Genomic DNA, 23,473 nt, shown 5'->3' with positions numbered 1-23,473 from the left:
CCACCTACCTTTCGCCGCTCTCTTACCTCGAATTAAGGAGCAGTCTTCTGTTCAACATGAGCATTCAGTAGAACAAACTCCGGATTGGCTTCTAGCAGTTTTTTGACTTCCTTCCAACCAAAAATTTTCCCTTTGTATAGTTCATTGTAAAGCCTAGTAATAAAATTCCAATCTTCAATAGTATCCAGGGTTAATCGATAGAGGGAGTCTCTTACATCTGCATCTTGGTCTCTAAACACCTTGACGTTAAACTTGTCCGAATTTTGGATTATATATGGAGTAACATGCTCCCGCTCATATTCACTAGTTGACCGTTCATGCGCTTGCTGAAGCGTTCCGAATGTGAATATTTCCGCATCTAGCCCTCGTGGCAATACATCTAGCCCTACTCTAGCATAATCGCATCGCTGCTCATAAAAGAAACAGATTAAGGCTTCTACAATGTTAGGATCGAGCAGAGGGCAATCAGACGTAATACGAACGATTGCATCTGCTTGACTACCAACTGCCGCTTCGTAATATCGACTTAAAACGTCCTGCTCATTGCCTCTGTAGCAGTTAACATTGTTAATAGCTGCTTCATTACATATCGCATCATCCTGCTCAAGCGTTGTTGTCGCAACCATCACTTCATTCACTGATGGAATAGCTTTACACCTATTTATAACATGACCAAGAACGGTACGATCCCCCAATACCTTAAGTACTTTGCCTCGCAGCCTGGTTGAACCTACGCGTGCTTGAATGATTACGAGGATATTACTCATCTATTATCTACTCCAATAGTTGTTGTTCAAATACTTTCAACGCTTTTGCAATACAGGCATCCATATCATAATAGGTATACTCGGCTAGCCTGCCCAGCAGAACAAGTTGGTTATAAGCCTTGGCTTCGACATAATATTTCTTATACAGCTCCCGGTTTTCTGGCTTTGAAATCGGGTAATAAGGGATATCCTGCCCTTTTACATCCTTATTATAAACTTGAGGATACTCTCTTACAATCGTTGTCCATCTATGATATTTCCCCGTCATATGCTTGAACTCAGTAATTCTAGTAAAATCGTATTCATTTGGGTAATTAACTGTTCCAGTCTCTTGATACTGAGCAATGGGCAATGTATCGAACTCGAATCTAAGCGAACGATATGGCAACTCTCCAAATTTGTACCCGAATAATTCATCAATTTTGCCTGTATAGATGACTTTTCCTTTAAAAGGTTGATTAAATAAATAGATTTGGTTTGTTTGATGATCAAATTGAACCACTTCATGATAATCAGTATTCAACATAAGATTAATAGAAGGATGACGTAGCATGTTCTCGAATAAAGAGGTATAGCCATGCTTCGGAAGACCCTGATACGGATCCTGGAAATATCGATCATCCCTTGATATATGTACCGGAACACGCCCTGTAACAAGTGGATCCAGTTCTTCGGGCAACATTCCCCATTGTTTCGTAGTATAGTTCACAAATACTTTATCATATATGTAATTGGCCAATAAGCGCAACTGCTCATCGTTTGCTTCACGCAGTTTTAATATAGGAACCTTGGTATTGCAGCCAAATTCCTGAACAAGTTTGTGCTCTATCTCGTTCGCTAACTGTTCCGGAAACAATTTTTTGAGTGCAGTTAAATTAAATGGAATGGGCACTTGCTTACCATCAATACTACCTAACACACGATGATGGTAATGCTGCCACTCTGTAAATTGAGAAATATAATCCCACACATTCTTTAATTTGGTGTGAAAAATGTGTGGACCGTATTGATGTACTAATATCCCCTCTTCATTATGCTTGTCATAGGCATTGCCGCCAATATGATTTCTTTTCTCTACAATCAATACCTTCTTGCCCATCACATTCGCAATTCGTTCCGCCATTACCGCACCTGAAAAGCCTGCTCCAATAATTAAGTAATCGAACATCTTATCTCCCTTCGTCCTGCTACTTTCATTATTAATCGATAATAGAAGGCCTATATATGGAATTCGTAAGAAAATTAAGTTGTATTCTTTGACTATAGAGTGCAACAACTCTTTTAATTTCTGTATTCAAGTTTTCGACTGTAGCATCATCTAATATATTTTCCAATATTTCATCCGAGTAGTTCCCAGGTACGCCTAACTGATAACCATCAAAGCCAATGATATCAATACTTTTCTGGTTAAGTTGAATTAATAACGAGATTAGCATCAACATGGCGTTATCGCTAGCTACCTTTTCTGAATTGATTAGGCTGCTATAGTTCACAATATCAAAATTGCGGTTGATTTCCGTTTGAATATTTGATGTTATAATGTACTGTTTATCTCTTAAGGCAGCTTTTTGAGTCCCAATATACTGGGAGAATCGCTTACTATTGCTGAAAAAGCAATAGTCAACGTTAAAATCATTACCATCAAAATTCACGGTAATCGTGACATCATTAACTTTATCATAATCTCCAATTATTTCTAAATTACTATTAACACTTTTTCCAGGAGCAATAACTAAAATTCGTTTCCCTTGCAAGCGATCCTTTAACCTATTCAAGGTGTTGGCATCATCAATATGGTGCTCTTGAAATTGCTTATAAAGCTCGAATATATAGTTTTCATTATATATTTCCCTTTGATCAGCATTTATATTTTTCAAAATCGCACTTATAGCTTTTACAGGCAAAGTCTTCCTGCCCATCAGATAAGATGCATAATTAGGGTGACAGTTATTAGTTGCCGCCAAGTAATACGGTACGGAGTAGCCCCAAGTATGTTTTCTTAATATCACATTTGTAGTTTCATCTACAATCTCCAAAAGATAATCAGTTTGATAAGCAGTTTCTTTAGCGGTATTTAAATATTGAGTGATCAGTTCAGTATTTAAATTACCTGCACCTCTCCCCATACCATGTACTGACGAGTCTATGATAACATTCCGTTTGGTTTGTACATTTAATAATTCTTGTGCGTTTGAGAATGCTAATTGTAAATTGTTATGAGAGTGGTAACCTATTCTAATTTCTTTCGAGAGATTATTATCAACCAGATAGAACATTCTCAACAGATCATTTTTCTTCATCAATCCTAGTGTATCTACTATATAAAAAGCATATGGTTTCAATGAATTAACTAAAGTAATCAGTTCCAACAGATACTGATCCGAGTAACTGGTAGTACCCACTGGTTGGACATATACGTTGTAACCCTTATCTTGGATTAAACGACAATATTCAATTGCCTCTTTCACTTCATTTTCATGAAAAGTAATCCTTAAACCACTAATTGAATTTCCATCATATGGTTTCAAATTATCAATAGCTAGATGACCGAATCGAATCATGGCTACATATTGGCTCACTCCTCTTGGAACTGGAAGCAGACTCGCAATCTGATCTGTATCCCTAAACAAACTGGTATCTTTATCATAAAAACCATCCTCTAAAAATCCGCACTCAATAATGTCAATATTCGCCTTTGTAAGTCTTTCCAAAATACTTTTTATATCATCGTATCCAAACTTCCAATCATTGATGTATCCACCGTCTCGGAGCGTACAATCCAACAGACTAAAGTTTTTCATACTATATTCTCCCCGTTAGTTTGGATAATTCCAAAAATACTGAGTTAGCGATTATAAAATCATCTCTATCATTAATATCCATGCTTTCAATTTTTGAGAGCTCTACAAAATATGGATTACTGCCAACCCTTCTTCTCTCCCTCAAAATTAACTCTCTGGAATAAATGTAAAGTCCGCAGGTTTCAGCGTATATTAAGGGAAGATCTTGTGTTCGCGGGATATTATCGACCTTGAAGTTAATGGGCTTACCTTCTCTCCATAAGAAATCGTGAACCCTTTGGACTCCAATTGCAGAATCATATTGACCGCTAGTAACCATATCCAGCCCTCGTTGAATACTTTCCGATTTCAGAAATGGGGCTGTTGCATGCGAAAGCACATAGTAGTCAGCCTTAATATCATGGGCAAAACTATACAAGACCTCATTAAAAGGAGTAGCACTATGGTCTAAGTACTCACTTCTTTTCTTAAATTTCACCCCTGGCAGCTGATAGTTTATAATAGACTCATCACTACAATAAATATAGATATCATCTATCGTCTTCACTTCTAAAAGTGTTTTTTGTATATATTTCATAAGAGGTTGTCCATTATCAAATGGCAAAATATTTTTGTTCGGTAGCCTTTCATTATTAAGTTTAATGGGTACCACAGCAGCTATTCTCAACATTCTTCTCCCCTTAAACGCATAGGCTGTACGCTATATGTATTTCTTAGATCCATCTTATTTTTTTTGGATTTGACCAAACTTTAATAACAACAATAACACGACGGGAATAGTAAGTATGGTTGTAAATAGAATAGAAAACAACTTAAAAACTGTCGAAAGTAAGAGCATCGCTAGAATAGATAGAGAGTTTTTCCTTTTCATTTCCGATAGCATATTGCATTGATATCGATTTGAAGCTTTAATAGAAAGTGAAAACAAAAATACATTCATAAATCCTGCCCCGCTGATATTGGTAACCGGTATGATAATCATATCAAACGTTTTCCCTCTCAGTTCCGGCGTTCTATTGAGAATGTGAAAACTATTTTTATGTGGATATACGTAAATATGTTCTATACTAGCATATTTTTCAGCAAGCTTTACACCATGCTCATGCGTAAGCATATGGAATGAATAATCAGGCAAAGCCTTCTGAATATCCTGCAAATTTCGATCAAGTTGCTGGAAACTGGCAGAGCGAATAATAAGTGCCTTTTTTTGTGCGATTGACGTCAAGATATCACCTCTTACATGGAACTTTGTGTACATTGAATTTTCGTATAACTTACCGGTAAAATGTGAAAAATATGTCAAAAGGAACCCTCAAATTACTAGCTACCTCTCTTTTGACAGGATCTCTTTTTCCTTTAATTCTATCAATCTCTATAAATGCCATAAACAACGCTTTTATATAGATCCATGTCCTTTGGTCCATCGAATTGTAAAAGCACATATATATCAATTTAATTGTGGTAACAAGAGCTTTATCAATAGAATAATTTTTCCACAATAACCAGAACGCATTTCTTGTATAAAAGAAAGGAGCCCGCCAAGATAACCGATTGACAGGCGAGTACTTATGATAGGATACAACATCGGAATGAAATTCAATCCGATAATCTGCATTCCAAATTCTAAAAGCTGTGTCCATCTCGTTATTATATAAAAAGAACTCTTCTGGGTAATAGCCGCTTTCCTGCAATACGGATTTGCGGACCCCTACTCCAGCACCATTAAAACCCATATAATATTGTCTGCTTACTGCTGCTGTTGATGCACCATGATCTTCTTGTATCGCACTGACATCGTCATAATGGTAGAAATTCCTTACATCAAAAGCAATGGCCCCAATACGAGGATCCATTTCAAATTTATCTACCATTCTTGTTATAGCCTCTGGTGCCGGGAATGAGTCATCATCAACAATGACGATGTACTCTCCTTTGGCATTTGCAAATCCAATATTATACGCTTCAATGCCTATATTTTTATACATTCGGATCAGTCTTACATCAGGAAACATCTCCATAATCATTTCCGCTGTACCATCTGTTGAGCCGTTATCAACAACGACTACTTCAAATAAATCATAAGATATATTGTATATGCGAGTTAAACTTTCACGAACGTCGTCGATTCGATTCCAACACAACATAACTATTGACACTAGTTTATTCATGAATCTCTCCTCTTTATACTAGTGCTTCACTCAACCATTTCCGAGCATTTTCAATGATTGAATGTTTTTCTTACATTCATAAAGCCTCTGGATTATCAAAGGCAAATGCAATTCCTTGTAGGCCTTAAACACCGTATCGTAATTAGAAATATATCGTTCATCTTCTTTGCCATATATGACATTAGAGTATAGATCAACATACAAATCAGCTTTATTTTGTACATAATTAGGGAATAAAGACACATGTTCACAAATTTGAATAGTGAGTTCAAAATTGGTTTTATCATAAGACTTTTGATCCGTAATTAAGGGTAGCTCTTGAAATAAATTTGCAACCGTCTCTCTAGACAACTTAGATAATATTATAGTAATTTCAACATCCGGTTTTAATAAAACAATTTGATTGTAAATTTTTTTGATATGACTTGTACCGTCGTCTAGTATAGCTATTCTTGTAACACTCTTAATAATTTCAAAGAGTCTATTTTCATACGTGGGCAATGTCACTACTCGACCTTCCATAGCCTTGCCTCTTGTACCATTGAGAAGATCCTCCAGAGCAAACAGTCTGGTTCTTACAATATCATATTTACTATTATAAGTGCCCAAATAAAACTCTTTAAACATAATATCTACAAATCGTTCTGCTAAGACCGGAACTTTTTCAGGTGACATATATTTCAGAAAGAAATAGTTGGAGTTTCTTCTTATATAATAATCTTCAAAAGTTGAATTGCGAACTAGAGCGCTTCTTTTGTGCCAGACAATTGAAGGAATATAAATTGATAGCTTATACCCTCTTAGTTTCATAGCATAACACATATCGACATCATCGAAATAAATAAAGTATTCCGAATCCATTCCTCCGACTTCAACAATAGCTTTTGTTTTTACTAACATTGAACATGCCGGAATCATATCAGTATCAATTATAGATGGGAGATCATTTGTATCTAATTGATTTTTATAGTGATGAGTAAGACAAAAATGATCCCAGTCAATGGATGCTCCTAGGTACTGAATTGTATCAGGTTTGTCCATATATAGTATTTTTGAACCTGCAGCTCCGATCTCAGGATTACTACTCAGGAACTCCACCAAATGGCGCAATGCATCCTGATCGACAACAACATCATTATCAAGTAAATACAAAAATTCATAATTCTCTGCTAAAGCAGCTTGAATACCTACCTGGAATCCACCTGCACCACCAGTATTTTGAGATTTTCTAATCAGCTTTACCTGGCTAGCGAATTGAGCTGTAATTGCATCAGCTGAACCATCTGTTGAACCATTATCCACTACATACAAATCATAATGTGTATATGAAGACCTAAGCACAGACTCGATACATTTGAGTACATACTCCCGCTTATTCCAATTACATATGATAATCGCAACATTTGCACCTGCCTGTGACATCTACTGGTTGCTCCCTTTTTAGTATATATTACTATCGAATCCAGTCCTCTAATCTAACTAATTCAAATATGTCCAATTTGGTTTTCCTTGAAGCATTGTATACACTAACACCCTTACTTTTTAAAAAGTCATTGGCACTTTTATATGCATTATACATTTCATTTAAACGAGGTATATGATTTTGCTCACCAACTTTATGATAATCACGATGGAAATGTGATGCTGTTTGTTCGACATTTTTTTTATAAGTTGCGTTGTTTTCGGTATCCAGTGATATACCAGGATAATTAAAATCAATTCCTAGAAGGATGATCTCACTAAATCCCATATAATACGCCAACTGTAGACTAAAGTACGTAACCGTACTGCCATCATAGATAACATGGGAGACATCTTCAGAGAAAGGGGGCGGCAAGCGTTTCTTTTCCTCATCCAATACAATCTTTTCGTGTAACCAATATGTATTACACATAGGACCTAGTGCTGACAACGTGGGATGTGCGCAAAACTTTGGAGCATCTATATGCTGGACTTCCCGACTGATATTTCTTGCAACATAAATATCTATCATCGTATAATAAGTGGGGCGCCAATCAGTTTGTTCATAAACTAAATAAATTTGATTGGATGCAAAGGATATTTCATTCTTGATTAAACTTAAATCAGATCCAGTAAGACTAGGACCGTTGCCTATAATGAAAGCTCTACCACCTTTATGCTTATTTTTATACAACGAAACTTTTCTGAAGATACCAAGGGATTCTAAAACTGAATCTGCTTTATAGAAATGCTCACCCTCTATAAAGCCCAATTCCTTTAATTGTTGTGCAATCTGTCTATAGTACATACTTGCAATGGTTATTACTAGATTAGTCTTTTTTTCACTCAATAGTTGTGCGGGGGGATATATCCCCTTTTCTTGATGTTTACCGCCCCATTTAGATTCATCATTGTCGACATAATAGGAGATCTCGTCTTTAACCATCAGGAATCTTCTGCTATATTCCCCAGTTCCAAATACTACTATCTTTTTCTTCATCTGATAAGACACATCCCTTTTAAGTAAACAATATGAAATCACCTATGACGTCCTTCATACTCATCATAGTTATGTTTAAGAATGTATCCTCTCCAACATTCCCATCTCAAATAGATAAGTTTTGTTGAGTAAAAATTGTTTCATGTCATCTTCTTGATGATAAAATGAAAAATGGCCTGCAAATACATTATGTGCAACACACATTACTTTTGAAGCATCCATGCATCGCCTACATAATTCAGCCTCATCTGTGCCTAGAATGCCTTCTTTTGCAGAATACAAAAATCCTCCGATTTCTCTCCAGAAGCTTCGTTTAAATAAAATGGCCCCAATACTAAAACGATGAGGGACAACTGAATAATTAAACTGATTTTCAGACAACTTTTCAGCGATATTTTCAAATGGCAAACTATGCTCCCACAACCAAACTGCGGCATTTCCATCTGTATGGCATTTAATTTCATTGGCTGAATAAATTAACTCTCCAAAAATCTCCTTATACTTGTTTTGAATTCCCAAAATTTTTAAAAACTCCACGTAGCTATAGCCATTCACATTAATTAATGGGGCCACAAAACCAGGCCTGTACAGTCCCTCGGATTCAATCATCTCGAATCCTGATAATAAGGAGTCAAAAAAACTGCCGGATACAAACATATCCTCATCCAATTTATATATCCATTCTGCCTGCAAGTGTTCAAATATCGCTAAGTTTTGGCTTAATGATACATCGTTAATATTGGTACTTAAATAAGACCATCCGTAACGTTCAGCCCATTCCGCCAGATTATTGCAATATTTACCTGCCGACGTGACACATATATCGATATTTTCGGGAGTATAATGTGCTATTCTTTGCAATGTATATGGCCATAAGTACTCTTTATATCCAGCCAATACAACTAACAATTTATTACTACCTTTACTTCTATCAATAAATTTATACCCCTTGTTTTTAATCAGTAAGTTTCGAGTACTGTTATACTGATTAGACTGTCCTCTTTCTTTTGCCTCATCATTATACAATCCTACGACCTTTATCCCCAATTCAGAAACATGATTAATTCTTTTAATTATCTCTTCTTCGAAGATTGAAGATATAATAATAACTTTAACCCTCAATTTAATAGCACTTTCTAAGTTACTTACATTAAAACCATATTTCCGTTCACCTGCGACAACAGGATCTCTATCTATTAATACTGCAATTCTATGATGAAATCCTTTCAGCTCATTGAGCAACAACTCGGTATGCGAACCCGTTCCATAAAAGGCAACTTCCCCTTCTCCATATGACTCGAGAAGTTCTTTTAGAAACGCTACTCTCCAACCGGATTTTTGAATTTCTAGAATATCGTCCAACATATCACATTCTCCTCAGTTACGATCCTTTAAAACTACAAAATTCTTACAGCCACCTGCATGCTGCACACTACATACCCGATGTATTCAAATTCCAACCTTTCTTCTCCAATCAGTTCTATAAAAGCTTTATGTTCTCCATTCTTCCATCCAGGGTAATTAAAGTACTCGTCAAATACTATTATCGTCCCAGAAACAATTCTATCTCTCAATTGTTCAAATACAGTCTTTGTGGATGAATATAAATCACAATCGATATGAATAAACGCACAATTCTCATTATTACTCTTTTTAAATAGTGGAATTGTTTCATCAAACCAGCCTTCTACAAGCTTAACATTTGGTTTAACTTTCGGTAGTGTTGTCAAAGAAAAGGTTCCCTTCTCATTACCTGGTATCCAATCCTCCGGCAATCCTTTAAAAGAATCAAACCCGTAAACGGTTTTTCCATTAAAGTGATCCGCTATATAATTAATAGAGGCTCCTTCGAACACACCGAATTCCAAAATACTTCCTTCGATAAAATCATTATCGAGCATTGCTGACATTAAATCATATCTATTTTCATATTGCTTTGCAGTAAGCATATTATCAATTACAAACTCGGCGGTTTGTTTTAGTGCAATTTTTTTCATTTGAAGATTTATATTCCGAAAATTATCTATGTATTGTTGATTCCTTGTGCTCTTACTATTATTTTCGATATGATCAAGCATTAAATCGTATCGCAAATGATTGAATCCAAGATTGTTCAATTGCTCTGCCACTTGATTCGATTGAGTTAGGACAACAAGAACAAAGCATTCGTCTGGCTCATAATTATTAAGTACTAACGGTGATGAAATTTCAAGATCCAACATACTCTGTCCCCATTTAAACTCATCATTATCCAGTATATATTCCGTTTTCAATCCTAGTTTGGTTGTTACTTCCGAAGTCAGTCTTCCACCTTGACCTGCACCAAAAATAAACAATTTTTTTGTTTTTAGAAACGAGTACCTAATTGCACAATAATCATAAATCAAGTTATATAACATATTCCTATTCCCCCCACTTATATACAACTTCTAGCTGTCTAATCATATTTTCAAAGTATTTTTGCTTGTATTTCTCTCGGAGTATGTTGTACTTTTGAATCCTTCTTTTGTCTTTATCAGTTGCAACAATATTTATGTATTTATCAATATAACAGTTAATAAACCTATTGTTTAACTGTTGTTTCAAAATCGACTCACAATACTTAATGACAAAACTATTTTGAAATAAAGCGGACGTTTCTGACTCAACCTCTGCCCCTGCAATTACTTCAACTTTTCTATTATGGCTCCGTAGAATCGATATTATTTTCTCAAATGAGCTACTATATTGCTGTGAATAGTCATCAATAATTAATAAAACCCGCTCTTGTGTTATATCTAAGTAGAGTAAACGTTCAACCGGAACGTCCCTCTTCATAATACGATTATCGCTTGCCTGCCCACGAACTTGCCTCAAAGCATCTTGCAACGCACCGATAATTGTCCTTGCACTACTATATTGTTTTTTATAAATAGATAAGTAAACAGCTTCACATACATCTGCAAATATGCTTGCGGCTAGGATCTTCCTATTATCCCTACTGCAATATTTAAAGAAAAAGTAGAAGCGATTTCTCCAAAAATAATAAGTTGGAAATGTCGTTTCGTTACGCAATGCCCCCATCTTGTGCCAGACTTTTGAGTCTCTCGCCACCATTACCTTATACCCCTTGTCTTTTACCCTATATGCCCATTCGATATCATCCCAGTAAATGAAAAAATCAGAATCCATGAAACCTGCTTCTCGAACAACCCTTGTTCTCACAATTAAGGCACAAGCAGGAACATAATCACACTCTATTAAACTGGGTACTTGACCGCAATCTTGTACTCCCTTATTTTCAACCCTTATTTGATAATTACTCCAATCCAAATATGAACCAAATTCCTGTAACTTGTTTTCTGTCCCATGTATATATAACTTAGACCCTAGCAGACCGATAGAACAATCTCTTGCCATTTGCTTAACTAGCTCTTCAATTGCTTCAGGTTCAACAAACGCATCATTATCCAACAACACAATGAACTCGTAATTGCCCTCGAGTACATGACGCATACCGGAATTAAATCCTCCGGCGCCTCCAATATTTATTTTTTCCCTTATTATTTTTATGGGATGTGGTGAGTTTTCTAGCGCCTCCAATGAACCGTCTGAAGATGCATTGTCAACTACCAAAACATCGAAATCACGATAAGTGGATTGATATACTGCATCTACACACTGTATAACATCATCTTTTTTATTCCAGTTGCAAATAACTATGGCGGTCTGTTTAGTCATTAGTCATTTCAACTCCACATTATATTTGCTTGTTTCAATAGTTTCTCTACTTCCATAAAGTGAATTGGATTTTCCTTTTCAACTTTACAAATCGGCTTATCATTGGAAATCAATCCGGTGTATGTTCCTTTCTTAATAAATTCATTAGGAATAATATACATATCATCCAATTCTAATGCGCGCAAATATTCTTCTTCTGTCATAAGCTCTTCAAACAGTTTTTCTCCAGGCCTGATTCCAATTTCATTAATCACTACAGTTTTAGGATCTATACCTATTTTTTGAGAGGTCAATTTTATAACTGCATTTGCGAGATCGACCAATTTGACTATAGGCATTTTCAGAACAAATACTTCCCCCCCTTGAGCGTACCTCATCGCCTTCAACGTCAGCTCAGTAGCTTGATCAAGCGTCATCATATATCTAACCATATCAAGGGAGGTTATATTGATTTTTCTGTTTTCTACAATTTGTTTAACAAAAAGTGGAATGACCGACCCCCTTGATCCCATTACGTTACCGAATCTGACTGCAGCAAATTTGGTTAAACTTGGCCCGGCCTGAAATTGTGCAGCGGAGATTAACCTTTCAGCCATTAGCTTTGAAGCGCCATATGTATTTGTAGGAGCAATCGCTTTATCAGTGCTGATAAACACTGTTTTTTTAACTTTATTTTCCAGTGATGCTAATATGACATTCTGTGTACCTATGACATTCGTCTGAACCGCCTCAAAAGGGTTATATTCACAGGCTGGTACATGTTTCATTGCTGCACAGTGATAAACATAATCTATATCTTGCATGGCACGCTTCAAACGCTCAGCGTCTCGTACGTCGCCTATAAGGTAACGTATATTATCGTAATGATAATAACACTGCTGCAGTTCAAATTGCTTGTGTTCGTCTCTGCTGAAAACCCTAATTACCCTAGGGCCGTCGTTAAGAATAAACTTCAACAGACTATGACCAATTGTCCCTGTGCCGCCTACTATTAATACTTTCTTATCTCTAAAGAAACCCACTTCAGATCTCCCCTTACTCCTCTATGAGTTTCAAGTACTTCATGTGTATCAATCGATTTGTAAGCAACCGTTTAATATGTCTAAACTCATACTGTAATTTAGCAATAAATCCTCCTAAAATCTCAACCAATAAATCACTTTTCAGAATAATATTACTTTCTCTCTCAATTCCACCTACTGAACGATCGTAAGCAATCAATTCAGTTTTCATCCATTCCGTAATGATCTCTGTAAAAAAAGCACTCTCCGTGACTGCTCTCCATTTCGTTTCTATATCGGCTAATACTTTCAAGCATTTGACAGGCTTGGTTCTGCTTAACTGGCGAAGCTTGCTTACCAACAATTCAACAGACCTCGTATCATTCGCTATCGCATCAACTTGAATAATCATTTTTAAAATGCGATCTTTAACATCATGAATCTCCGCCTCCGAGAATTCCGATGTATATCTAGTGATGTCTTCCTGGAATTGGGCTCGTGTATAGGACATTGAGTCCAAATCTTTGATGATGGTTTGAAGAGATACCCAATCAGTCCCTTGAATCGATGCACCGTTTTTAGTGGTATTGGTAAATTTAGTGGTCGGATTTGCCGCAATTAATTGCTCCAAATCATTCAGAATTAATTTCATTTTGGGGGAAGTCGGATTCTTAGTCCCATGAACATTTAATACTAAATCAGTTATCTGAGTATGGTTATCAATGATAGCCTTCTCGTCCAGATGAATGGCTCCCGGAGCATAAATTCTTTTGTCTGGATAGGATAAATCTTGTCCAACCAATATAATATGCTCACATCCCATGTAGATAGCAGCTTGAATCGCAGTTCCAGTAACGGAATGATTCCTTACAAATATAGGATCATTATCACTGTATGAGAAAAGTTTTTTTACAAACGGATCATCCTCAAAAAAAGCATGTAAGAAACCACTTTTACGTTCCATCAGAATAACATAGTGTATTTGTGGAACAACTAGCAACGGAATATGATCATATTTATTGCCCTTAAAGACATTGTAATTGTAATTACCAGCGTCAATTGCAACAATCAGATGTGGTTCAACTCCGTAATGCTGAAGTGCTTGAACACTTGATCCGGCAGCAATTAATAACATATTGTCTTGCAGATCACTAAGCAATTCAATTTCATCTTCTAATGAAGGCCCTGCTCCTATAATGAGTGCTTTTTTTCCCGCCAACTTACCATGTAACCCCTTCAGGGATGGATTTATTAGGAATGCAGGCGTATTCCGCAAAGTATTTAATAACGAGAATTGTCCGTAATGAGAAGCATACTGCTCATTTGATAAATGACTCATGAGACTGCGTTTCATCTCAGTCACAAATTGAGCAAATTGTTCCTGCCCCATCCTCTGATAGTAGGGAATACTTAAAGTTATTCTCGAGGGATCAGCATACATATGAATCCAATAAAATAGTTGCTCCCTTTCATTAGAGGATTCTCCCACAGCCAGATATTTAAACTTAGAATGATTAATGATTAAAGACAACATAATTACGTACATGCTTTCAATAAAAAGATCGATGTCTGGCTCATAGATAAAGAAATCAAGATGTGGGTGTTGTTGAATGATCGACGCCAAATGGTAGCCTAAGCCGAGCCCATACAGAATAACAACCTGATGCTTTTCTAATTGCCAATCCGAGGCCTCCGCCCAGCGTGTACATTCATGCTCCGGATTATATTTGCTGTAAAGATGCCGACCCGTTGCCTGTACAAATAAATTAGGGCTACCATTAGCGGCTGTTTCGATTGAATACTTTTTCGTTTTTTTTTCATTTATCCGATCAACAACCCGTTCATATAAATCACTTCGATATTGACGGAGCGTCACCAAGTTAGCTTCAAGAACACTATTCACCACGTTTACTCTCCACAAGGGCAAATGATACTTCAGCGAGCAATCTCGTCCATTCATATTTCATCATATCACCGACAGCGACATGATTGCCCGCCTCTAACTCCTGTTGCAAACTCACGAACTGCTCAGGAAACTTGACAACAAGTTTGTTCAACTTTTCGAATAGCGCCATATCATGATCCTTCGCGTCCTCGACTGTCATGTACAACGATTTATAGAAATTCTCATATCCTTCTAGCATTTGAGCAACAATACCCCAACCATCAGGAGTTACCTGATCATACATAAGTTCAGATACGGAATCACTTGCTTGAATTAGCCTTGGTATATATTCTTCAATATCACTCACAACATCTTTCCATGTCTCAATGTCAATTCTCATCACGTTTCCCCTTTAAGCTATTCTATAATATATATCGACAATTCCCTACATTTTATGAATAAATAAAGGCCGCCCGTAGGCGGCCTTTATTTGGAAAATAATTTTATCCCAGAAGTTTAAGAACGTTTTGTGGCACAGAGTTGGCTTGAGCCAACATCGAAGTACCTGCTTGAACCAGGATTTGGTTTTTCGTGAAGTTTGTCATTTCTGCAGCCATATCAGCATCACGGATACGAGATTGAGCAGCGGAAAGATTCTCAGCGTTTACGCCCAAGTTGTTGATTGTGTGCTCAAGACGGTTTTGAACCGCACCGAATGTAGCGCGTTGACTCGAAACAGTTGCAATCGCAGATTTGATTGCAGTAATTGCGCCTGAAACGGAAGTAGAGGTCTTAAGATCCAGAGAATCAATCCCCAACTCTCCAGAGCTCAGATCTTTAAGGGTAACGGAGATCGAATCGTTTTCTTCGCTACCAATTTGGAAATTAACATCGTTACCATTGTCCAGCAGACTAATACCGTTAAACGTTGTTTTCGAAGCGATATTGTCGATTTCACCGATCAACTCTTGTACTTCAAGATCAATTTGCTCACGGTCTTTATCCTGATAAGTACCGTTGTTAGCTTGGTTAGCCAGCGTGTTCAGACGTTGCAACATTGCGTGTACTTCAGTCAATGCGCCCTCAGCCGTTTGGATCAGTGAGATGCCGTCTTGAGCATTACGCTGTGCTTGGTTCAAACCGTTGATTTGGAAACGCATTTTCTCGGAGATCGCAAGACCTGCAGCATCGTCAGCCGCACGGTTAATACGGTAACCGGAAGAAAGTTTTTCCATTGTCTTGTTCATGGACGCATTGTTCGACGTCAGGTTGCGGTGCGCGTTGATCGCACCAACGTTAGTGTTAATAAACATTGATATCATCCTCCGTGATGAGTGTTTTAGTGCCGCGTCCTTGCGGTCACATTATATTTATCGGAACGAATCTTGTTAATTGTTATAGGTTCCGAAAATTTATTTCTTTTCGTCGATGTAATATGAGATGGCGTCGTTGTAGTTCAATCCTCCGTAAGAACGCACTGTCGTCTGCCCTACTCGCACCCTTCTCATCGTCTCTGCATCGTCGGAATACCATTCATTCAGCCGTTCTTCCAACCCCTGTTGAGCCAGTTGAATCGAAGAGATACATCCCATCATGGATCGCACCTCGGGTTCGCTAAAACCTTTGTAGCCCTCGACTCCAGCTAAGAGAGAATCAATTGATTCTTGCTTAATAGAAAAACGAATATTCAATTCCTCAAGACTAGCAAGCGATTCATCCGTCCTTGCAAGCGAAACAATAGCTAACTGTCTTCTTGCAAGCCAGTCTAGTTCTTCGTACGCTGCAAGAACTTGTTCTTGAATACTAGACATGGTTTACCGACACTTCCTTGCCAATCTGCTCCCATGCCCCTTTAAGCTCCGTTATTATCGATATCACTTCAGAGAGATAGGAAGAGTTCTTTTGAACATTCGCTTTAATAGTTAAATCGATGGCATATAAGTACAAGTTGCGCAAGTTTTCAGCGATTTGGCCGCCGTCCTTCATGTTTAAGCACGAAATTAATTCGTATAAAATGTCTTGCGAACGTTTAAGAGACTGATTGGCCAATTCATATTCCTTTGAGTTCAATGCCTTGCCAGCTTGAGATGTGAACCGCAATACCCCATCGTACAGCATGGTAATCAGACGATGCGGTGATGCCGTTGTATATTTATTGTTCTGATAGGCTCGATAGCCTTGACTGTTCGGGATCATGTCGTCCGTTCATCCCCCTAATTATGATAAATCACGTTCGCTAAACAATGAACTGCTATTTGTTTGCTTTGGTCAAACTTTCGAACTGAGATGTCAACCAGTTTTGCTGATTTTTCAATGATGAAAGCATGGTCTCCATTGTCGCAAATTGGCTTTTCAATCTAGTTTCTCGCATCGTAAGTCTTGCATCTAACGATATCAAGCGATCATCGATGACCTTAAGCTCGGCATCATAGCCGCTGATCTTCGAATTGATCGAACCGCTGACGGTGGAGGTCCAACGGGATCGAATGGTTTTATCTAATTCGGTCATGAGTCCATTCGATGAGTTTGTAAACATGCCAGTGACACTCTCGGCATTTTCACTAAACTTAGCTTTGAATACTTCCTTATCGAACGTAATTTTACCTGTCATCAAACTTGGCGATGTAACTCCCTTATCAATTGTTAGTCCGATATCAGACATCATTTTGAATCCTTGTTCATTGCCAACGAGTCCGTTGACCATACCGTATAAGCTATTGCTGATTTCTTTCAAAACACTGTCGCCTTGAAGTGGATTCATCTTTTTGTCGTCCGAAGGCTTCGACAAATTATCTTTCACCAAAGTAATCAATTCGTTATAAGTCTTTACAAAATTCTCAATTTTACCAATAATTTTATCAGTGTCCTGCTGAATCGTAATAGTTGAACTTTGCCCTTCAGCCAATAATTGAATGGATGCGCCAGATATAAGGTCGTTGATTGTGTTAGTTGCACGCTTAACAGGTACTCCATTAAACGTGAATTCAGCATCTTGCGCGGCGACGATGTTGCTGAAAGCCCCCCCGAAACCTGAAGTTTGAATCGCAGATTGGGCTCCAGTGGTTTTGGATGTCAATGTAAACGCCAATTGACCATTAGAGTTCGTTTTGACCATTGATGCCGTTACCCCAAGCTCACTATGGGAATTAACATAGTTAGCTAATTTCTTTAGAACCGATTCATTGCTTTCACCACTTACGATCCCAAGATCATCAGCTAGATCGATCGACTGATTATTAATAGAGACGGACGTGAGATTTGCAAGGTTTGTCCCGCTTGGGTCAATCCCTTGCATCGCCTTCACATTTGCCTGGGCTAGCTTCTGTACGCTAAGGGAGTAGGTTCCCGTCTCGGCCGCATCGGTCGTCGTTACGGTCAGTCCGTTCGTATTAGAGCTTTTAGCAGCAAAAACATTAAAATCAGCATTATACCTGAGATCCTTAGCCGCAGTCTCCAATGCACTCAGCTTCGTGTTAATGTTTCGAAAAATCGTTTGTTCGGATTGAATATTCGTTTTTTTCGTTTCAAGTGTCGTGTACGGAATCCTCTCAATCTTCATCAAATCGCTAACAATTTTGGCCGTATCCAAATTGGATATTAAACCATTAATACTAAATGACATCTTTACACCTCCTGCTTTTGTCGATTATCTCTTCTCGTCAATAAAAAATCCGATCATTTCCTTTAATTTTGCCGCGAGCTCGATCATGTGCTCTGACGGGACGCTGTTTACGACTTCTTGCGTCCTTAAGTCGATAACTTGCATGTAGAACTGATCCGCTTCTTCGCTAAACTTGAAACGGAACGTATGGTTCTGTACTTGCAGTTGATTGTTGATCCGCTCCACTTCCTTGTAGAGCTTCTCCTTATCCACTTCATTCAGCTCCGACCAGCTGATACGCTGCTCATTCGGAAACAGACTTGGGGATACTTCTCCACTCGCTTTATCCGAATGAGTTTTGTAATTAAGGTTGGCCTGATTCCAATCTCGATTGGCTCCATCCATTCGATTGATTGACCCTAGCACGCTGCACGCCTCCTATTGATTAGTTTGGTTTACCATCTGCCTTATTCGTCAGAAGATGTAAGATGTGCAGCGATTGTTCTGACTTCTGACTGCCGGCTTGTATGTTCTCAGCGCGTATGGCATCATACAGCTCTGATCGCATGATTTGAATATCTCTGGGAGCCTCGAATCCCAATTTGATGACATCGCCCTCTACAGCCAATACATGAAGTTCAATGTCGTCGCCGATTTTTACGACTTCCCCAACCTTCCGCTTAAGCACTAACATGGCTCCGCACCTTTCATGACAAGCGGTTCCCGCACAGCATAATTCGCGTCGTGGATAACGAATTGGCAGCCTCGTTGCGTCGAAGCTACCAGCAGGATCGGAGCTCTGGAATTGATAAATGGCTTGTCGTCAATGATATGAACGATAAACATCGTTATTACTTGGGCAGGATCGCTTACCCCTAGTCGTTCAACTGTCTCCTCATCAATCCTGAAGGTATACTCCTTATCTATCATCGCAGCCGAGATGAGAATAAAGCTTATATTTCCATCCAAAGACTGCAAGACATGCAAGTCGGAATCCGCGAACGAAACCAGAGCATAATTCTGAATGTGAGATAAACCAATAATCCCGCTGGTGAATGTAAACAATTGATCGGGCGAGACAGTTGCTTCCCCATATGGTGTATGTACAACAATAGCCGACTCTGTGTTCCGCTCGTTCACTTCCGTACCCCCATTGGTTTATTTATTGTTAACGGATAAAATCGATTAATGATACTTGCATAATTCTCGCGCCCGTAGCCAAGGATGCTTGCATGATGTTTTCCCTGGTTTGCAGCTGGATTAATGCTTCGGGCATATCAACATCGGCAACCTGCGCACGCAGTTGCTTAAGACCTACTTGCTCGTCCAACAGCCTATTTTCGACAAGTTCGAAACGGTTGGTTCGAGCACCAACCTCGGCCAAATTAAGTGAAATCCGATCTGCAGCGGCATCAATTTTGGTCAATCCACCGCTTAATGCCGTTACATCGTTCGCAATAAGATTATTATATATTTCGTCCAATGCCAGAAATACGTTGTCAGGCGAGCCGGAGGCTCCGAAGATTTGTTCCCCCGATATGCTGACCGGTACGGTTACAAAGGGACTGACATTCAGGTAGTACATCCCAGTATCGGTTACGTCGGTAGCAGCGGTCGCCGATGAGTAAGGCTGAACATCCGTTTTCTGCCCATTGAACATATATCTGCCGTCGTAACTGCTATTGGCGACGGCCACCATTTGTTCCTTGAGTTGAAGAATTTCGGATGCTATCTGCTTTCGGGCATCCTCGGGCGTAGTTCCATTAAGCGCTTGCTGCGTCAACACCTTCGCCCTCTGCAGAATTTCGGTAGCCTGTTGCAAGTTGGAGTCCATCGTATTGAGCCAACCGGTCCCCGTTCTGGCGTTCTCGAGGAACTCATCACTTCTCGCCAGCTCTGTGTCATACCTCATCTGATATCCGATTCCGACCGGATCGTCTCCAGGTCGATGAATCTTTTGACCAGTTGCCAGTTGGTTTTGCCAATTGACGATACCCGAATTCGTATTACGCAAATTTTTCAATAATTGAGTATTCTGCATCATTCCCGTTACTCGCATAGCTTACCCCTACCTTCCTACAACGCCCATTTGATTGATTACTCGGTCCAGCATTTCGTCAACCATGGTCATGTTTCTGGCCGCAGCATTGTACGCATGCTGGAATCGGATCATATCCGACATCTCTTCGTCCAAAGAAACGCCGCTGACCGACTGGCGTCTCATATTCACCCCATCAACCAAATTTAGCTGGTTTGTATAATTGCGAGTTGCATTATTGGCGCGAGTACCCAGGTCGCCTACCATCGCGCGGAAGTAGTCATCTGTCGTTCCTGAAGACAGGGAAGTGAGGCTTAACGGAAAGTTAAACTTCTTATCACGCAAGCTTGTCAAGGCAAGAGCGATATCCCCGTTCCCTTTAATCGTTATGGAATCTCCGCTGCCGTTAACTTCATACTTGCCGGCTGCCGCAATCTTGCTCGTATCAGCCGCTATCGCAGGATTGACTTGTATGTTTCCGATAGAGAACGTCCCGCTGCCGTCTGTTGTCGTGAAGAAAGGTAAACCATTCTCAGCCGGATCCGACATGGTATAACCTAGCTGATGCAGGCCATTAAATCCATTGACGGTTATCGTCACAGACGATGCAATTCTTGAGCCAGCCGGTATTACCGCACCAGCCGTAATCGTAGTTCCATCTTCGAGCGTTACATCGTTTTGTGCCGTTATATCATTCGCCGTTACGTAGCCATTCGGCAAAGTAACGTCTACTGCCCCATTAATCAAAGTGTCCATCATGGCATTCAGTTGATTTCGAATCGTTTGAACTTCTTCAACCGACTTTTTGTAACCGGCAAGCTCGCCTCCGGTCAGATTATCCACATCCGCTACTGTAAGTGCAGTAGGCGTTTCCCCTGTCACTACTTGGGTGCCGCCGCTAAATACATTCATCATTCCGTTGGCGTCTTCAGAGAATTGTACATCAACTAAACGCGACAATTGATCCATCATTACATCTCTCTGATCTCTGTAATCATTCGCATTATCGCCTACAAGCTCAATTCTTCGAATAATTCCGTTAACTTGCGAAATGCTTTCGATCAAGGAGTTTGCTTGAACAAGCTTCGCCTGGATGTTACTAGCAGCATCCGCCTCCAATGTATCTAAGGAAGCGCTCATATGTTTAAGAGTCTCGGCCATATTAGTCGCCGATCCAATCAAATCGATTCTTGCGCTAAGCAATGCCGGGTCGCGATTCAGAACCTCAAGGGAGTTCCAGAATTTATCCATTACTTTGCTCAATCCGCTGTCCGATGGTTCATTGACAATTTTCTCAATGGCTTTAATCGCCTGGTCATGGACATCCCACATACCCAACTGCTGGTTTTCGCGTCGATATTGCAGATCCAGGTAATTATCGCGAACCCGAGTTACACTTACATATTCTACCCCTTGACCAATCTGGCCAGGTGTATTGGGACGAGTCAGCCCGGGAAACGCCAATGGCCTTGCCGCCGTCATATTAACTCGTTGACGACTATAACCTTCCGTTGACGCATTGGCAATATTATGTCCTAATGTATTCAACGCAGTCGATTGAACGAACAACGCTCGTTTGCTTGTTTCCAGACTATGGAACGTGGATCTCATAGTGCCGCCTCCATTTTCCCGTTTCGCTTTCTTTAACTTCTAATATCGAATTTCCCCGTTCTCCTCTGGCCCTGCGGCTGTAAAGTAGGTTTTTTGTAAACAACCTCCTCATCGGGAGCTCCGAACATGACATCGAGCGAGAATTCGTTGTATTCCATAGCTTGTTGAAGCAACTGCTGGTTCAGCTCATTTCGTGACCGAAGATCATTTAACACTTGTGTTAGTTCTTCCCTGTACCTGGTCAACTCTTGCCGATCCGATGGATTATAGATCATTTTCCCGATTTCGGTAAGCGTTATTTTCAGCTTGGGCCGTACGCCTAAGTCTCGCTGAACTTTGATCATGGCCGAACGGGCATTGGGCTCGCATTCCGCTAACAGCTTGAGCAGCTTTGACTCCTGTAACTGTGAAGCCGTTAATTCTTGGATGTTATTATGAATAATCTGGTCTTTCTTCCTTATGGCAATGCTGTTGAGTGCTTTGTAAAGTTCAAGCATACTCCCTAACGTTTCAATGAGTTCGCGGAATGCGGACACTTTATCACCCGTTCCTTCTATGGAGTTTCATTACTTAGCGCACCTTGCCTTACTGTCTCAGGTAGGGAAGTAACTTCTCCGCGATCTTGCCCGCATCTACATGGTATGTCCCGGATGCGACCGATTGCTTCAATTGTTGGAGTTTATCTGCTCGCTCCGTGCCGTTCACTTTGCTCGTCGTCAGCATCTCCTTGGCTGCGGCCGAAATTTGCACTTCGTCCTTTTGTTTGGCCTTCTTGGCGCCCTCCGCCCTGAATTCCGACTGTTTCTGGTATGGATTCGTGCCGCCTATGCGATTGGTCTCGTTTATCTTCAATTTATCCACCTCATTCATTTACGGGAACTAAAAAAGCCGAATACCTTATGCAAGTATTATCGGCTTTAGTCAAGCTTTATTTAATAGTATTGTTGATTTATCTGTCCTTATACTTGGATAGGCCGCGATACAAAGCCCGTTCGGCAGCACGCCTCTCCTCTTCGGTGTTTGCCTTGCTCGCTTCATTCCGTCTCATCTGGTTCGTGTCCTTAACAAGACGGGCGCGGCAGCTGTCACAGATATGGTTCTCGCGGATCAACGTACCGCAAGATTCGCATGGGTACGACAGATTCGGCGCGTTTACCATCGAAATACGTCCCTCTCGGATGAACTTCGTAATTTGTTTGATGGAGACGCCGGTCTGGTCCGACAACTCCCCAATCATCGCGCCTTTAAACTCTCTCAGATAATCTGCGCACAACTGGTACTCTCTATCAATGTCCCGAATGCAGACCGGGCAAACATCTCTGAAGTTTTTGGCAAATAGCTTGCCACAGCGAGGACAATTATCCAAATTCATAACTAAACGACCTCCTTGTCCGTAAAAACCAGCTCTTACTATAGTTTA

The 23,473-nt window shown here is 39.5% G+C and carries 26 protein-coding genes; all 26 read right to left on the bottom strand.

Features of this window, described 5'->3' with window-relative positions; all coding sequences use genetic code 11:
- Positions 1–32: 32 nt before the first annotated feature.
- On the bottom strand, positions 33–767 hold the full coding sequence (locus H7F31_RS05440; RefSeq protein WP_187103345.1) for a cytidylyltransferase domain-containing protein: 735 nt from the start codon (positions 765–767) through the stop codon (positions 33–35).
- 7 nt (positions 768–774) lie between these two features.
- Positions 775–1,935: a UDP-galactopyranose mutase gene (gene glf / locus H7F31_RS05435; RefSeq protein WP_187103344.1), complete on the bottom strand. Its 1,161-nt coding sequence runs from the start codon at positions 1,933–1,935 to the stop codon at positions 775–777.
- 31 nt (positions 1,936–1,966) lie between these two features.
- The gene (locus H7F31_RS05430) at positions 1,967–3,568 is read right to left on the bottom strand and encodes an aldolase catalytic domain-containing protein (protein ID WP_187103343.1); all 1,602 of its coding nucleotides are present in this window, start codon (positions 3,566–3,568) and stop codon (positions 1,967–1,969) included.
- Between the two features lies 1 nt (position 3,569).
- On the bottom strand, positions 3,570–4,238 hold the full coding sequence (locus H7F31_RS05425; RefSeq protein ID WP_187103342.1) for an acylneuraminate cytidylyltransferase family protein: 669 nt from the start codon (positions 4,236–4,238) through the stop codon (positions 3,570–3,572).
- 54 nt (positions 4,239–4,292) lie between these two features.
- Positions 4,293–4,793: a glycosyltransferase family 9 protein gene (locus H7F31_RS05420; protein WP_222622739.1), complete on the bottom strand. Its 501-nt coding sequence runs from the start codon at positions 4,791–4,793 to the stop codon at positions 4,293–4,295.
- Positions 4,794–4,842: 49 nt separating this feature from the next.
- On the bottom strand, positions 4,843–5,736 hold the full coding sequence (locus H7F31_RS05415) for a glycosyltransferase family 2 protein (RefSeq protein WP_187103341.1): 894 nt from the start codon (positions 5,734–5,736) through the stop codon (positions 4,843–4,845).
- 30 nt (positions 5,737–5,766) lie between these two features.
- A complete protein-coding gene (locus H7F31_RS05410; protein WP_187103340.1) occupies positions 5,767–7,158 on the bottom strand; it encodes a glycosyltransferase family 2 protein in 1,392 nt (463 codons plus the stop codon).
- A gap of 31 nt (positions 7,159–7,189) precedes the next feature.
- On the bottom strand, positions 7,190–8,197 hold the full coding sequence (locus tag H7F31_RS05405; RefSeq protein ID WP_187103339.1) for a 6-hydroxymethylpterin diphosphokinase MptE-like protein: 1,008 nt from the start codon (positions 8,195–8,197) through the stop codon (positions 7,190–7,192).
- A 75-nt stretch (positions 8,198–8,272) separates the two neighbouring features.
- Positions 8,273–9,562 carry a hypothetical protein gene (locus H7F31_RS05400; protein WP_187103338.1) on the bottom strand — a complete coding sequence of 430 codons (1,290 nt, stop codon included), beginning with the start codon at positions 9,560–9,562 and terminating at the stop codon, positions 8,273–8,275.
- A 32-nt stretch (positions 9,563–9,594) separates the two neighbouring features.
- Positions 9,595–10,596, bottom strand: a complete 1,002-nt coding sequence (locus H7F31_RS05395) for a TylF/MycF/NovP-related O-methyltransferase (RefSeq protein ID WP_187103337.1) — start codon at positions 10,594–10,596, stop codon at positions 9,595–9,597.
- A 4-nt stretch (positions 10,597–10,600) separates the two neighbouring features.
- Positions 10,601–11,917 (bottom strand): glycosyltransferase family 2 protein, encoded by a 1,317-nt coding sequence (locus H7F31_RS05390; RefSeq protein ID WP_187103336.1) that lies wholly within the window; start codon positions 11,915–11,917, stop codon positions 10,601–10,603.
- A gap of 8 nt (positions 11,918–11,925) precedes the next feature.
- Complete coding sequence (locus H7F31_RS05385; protein WP_187103335.1) at positions 11,926–12,939, bottom strand: SDR family NAD(P)-dependent oxidoreductase; 1,014 nt, start codon at positions 12,937–12,939, stop codon at positions 11,926–11,928.
- 13 nt (positions 12,940–12,952) lie between these two features.
- Positions 12,953–14,824: a motility associated factor glycosyltransferase family protein gene (locus H7F31_RS05380; RefSeq protein ID WP_187103334.1), complete on the bottom strand. Its 1,872-nt coding sequence runs from the start codon at positions 14,822–14,824 to the stop codon at positions 12,953–12,955.
- Positions 14,814–15,203, bottom strand: a complete 390-nt coding sequence (locus H7F31_RS05375) for a hypothetical protein (RefSeq protein WP_187103333.1) — start codon at positions 15,201–15,203, stop codon at positions 14,814–14,816. The genes H7F31_RS05380 and H7F31_RS05375 overlap by 11 nt, the downstream gene beginning before the upstream one ends.
- Positions 15,204–15,306: 103 nt before the next feature.
- Positions 15,307–16,122, bottom strand: coding sequence for a flagellin N-terminal helical domain-containing protein (locus H7F31_RS05370; protein WP_397374655.1), 816 nt, complete (start codon positions 16,120–16,122; stop codon positions 15,307–15,309).
- A 93-nt stretch (positions 16,123–16,215) separates the two neighbouring features.
- Entirely contained in the window at positions 16,216–16,614 is a 399-nt protein-coding gene (locus H7F31_RS05365) for a hypothetical protein (protein ID WP_187103331.1), read from the bottom strand.
- Complete coding sequence (gene fliS / locus H7F31_RS05360; RefSeq protein ID WP_187103330.1) at positions 16,607–16,999, bottom strand: flagellar export chaperone FliS; 393 nt, start codon at positions 16,997–16,999, stop codon at positions 16,607–16,609. Before fliS ends, H7F31_RS05365 begins: the two co-directional genes overlap by 8 nt.
- Positions 17,000–17,054: 55 nt before the next feature.
- A complete protein-coding gene (gene fliD / locus H7F31_RS05355; protein ID WP_187103329.1) occupies positions 17,055–18,425 on the bottom strand; it encodes a flagellar filament capping protein FliD in 1,371 nt (456 codons plus the stop codon).
- Between the two features lie 24 nt (positions 18,426–18,449).
- Positions 18,450–18,830, bottom strand: a complete 381-nt coding sequence (locus tag H7F31_RS05350; RefSeq protein ID WP_187103328.1) for a flagellar protein FlaG — start codon at positions 18,828–18,830, stop codon at positions 18,450–18,452.
- Positions 18,831–18,849: 19 nt separating this feature from the next.
- Positions 18,850–19,098: a carbon storage regulator CsrA gene (gene csrA, locus H7F31_RS05345; protein WP_187103327.1), complete on the bottom strand. Its 249-nt coding sequence runs from the start codon at positions 19,096–19,098 to the stop codon at positions 18,850–18,852.
- Positions 19,092–19,544: a flagellar assembly protein FliW gene (fliW, locus tag H7F31_RS05340; RefSeq protein ID WP_187103326.1), complete on the bottom strand. Its 453-nt coding sequence runs from the start codon at positions 19,542–19,544 to the stop codon at positions 19,092–19,094. Before fliW ends, csrA begins: the two co-directional genes overlap by 7 nt.
- A 28-nt stretch (positions 19,545–19,572) precedes the next feature.
- Complete coding sequence (gene flgL / locus H7F31_RS05335; RefSeq protein ID WP_187103325.1) at positions 19,573–20,463, bottom strand: flagellar hook-associated protein FlgL; 891 nt, start codon at positions 20,461–20,463, stop codon at positions 19,573–19,575.
- Positions 20,464–20,472: 9 nt separating this feature from the next.
- Complete coding sequence (gene flgK / locus H7F31_RS05330) at positions 20,473–22,053, bottom strand: flagellar hook-associated protein FlgK (protein WP_187103324.1); 1,581 nt, start codon at positions 22,051–22,053, stop codon at positions 20,473–20,475.
- Positions 22,054–22,085: 32 nt separating this feature from the next.
- On the bottom strand, positions 22,086–22,589 hold the full coding sequence (locus H7F31_RS05325) for a flagellar protein FlgN (RefSeq protein ID WP_261800314.1): 504 nt from the start codon (positions 22,587–22,589) through the stop codon (positions 22,086–22,088).
- A gap of 49 nt (positions 22,590–22,638) precedes the next feature.
- Entirely contained in the window at positions 22,639–22,905 is a 267-nt protein-coding gene (gene flgM / locus H7F31_RS05320) for a flagellar biosynthesis anti-sigma factor FlgM (protein WP_187103322.1), read from the bottom strand.
- A 97-nt stretch (positions 22,906–23,002) separates the two neighbouring features.
- Complete coding sequence (locus H7F31_RS05315) at positions 23,003–23,425, bottom strand: TIGR03826 family flagellar region protein (RefSeq protein ID WP_187103321.1); 423 nt, start codon at positions 23,423–23,425, stop codon at positions 23,003–23,005.
- Positions 23,426–23,473 lie beyond the last annotated feature (48 nt).

The sequence above is a fragment of the Paenibacillus sp. PAMC21692 genome (genome assembly GCF_014303795.1).
Lineage (GTDB): Bacteria > Bacillota > Bacilli > Paenibacillales > Paenibacillaceae > Pristimantibacillus > Pristimantibacillus agaridevorans.
Note: the sequence above shows the minus strand (reverse complement) of the source record. Positions and strands in the feature narration are given on the sequence as shown.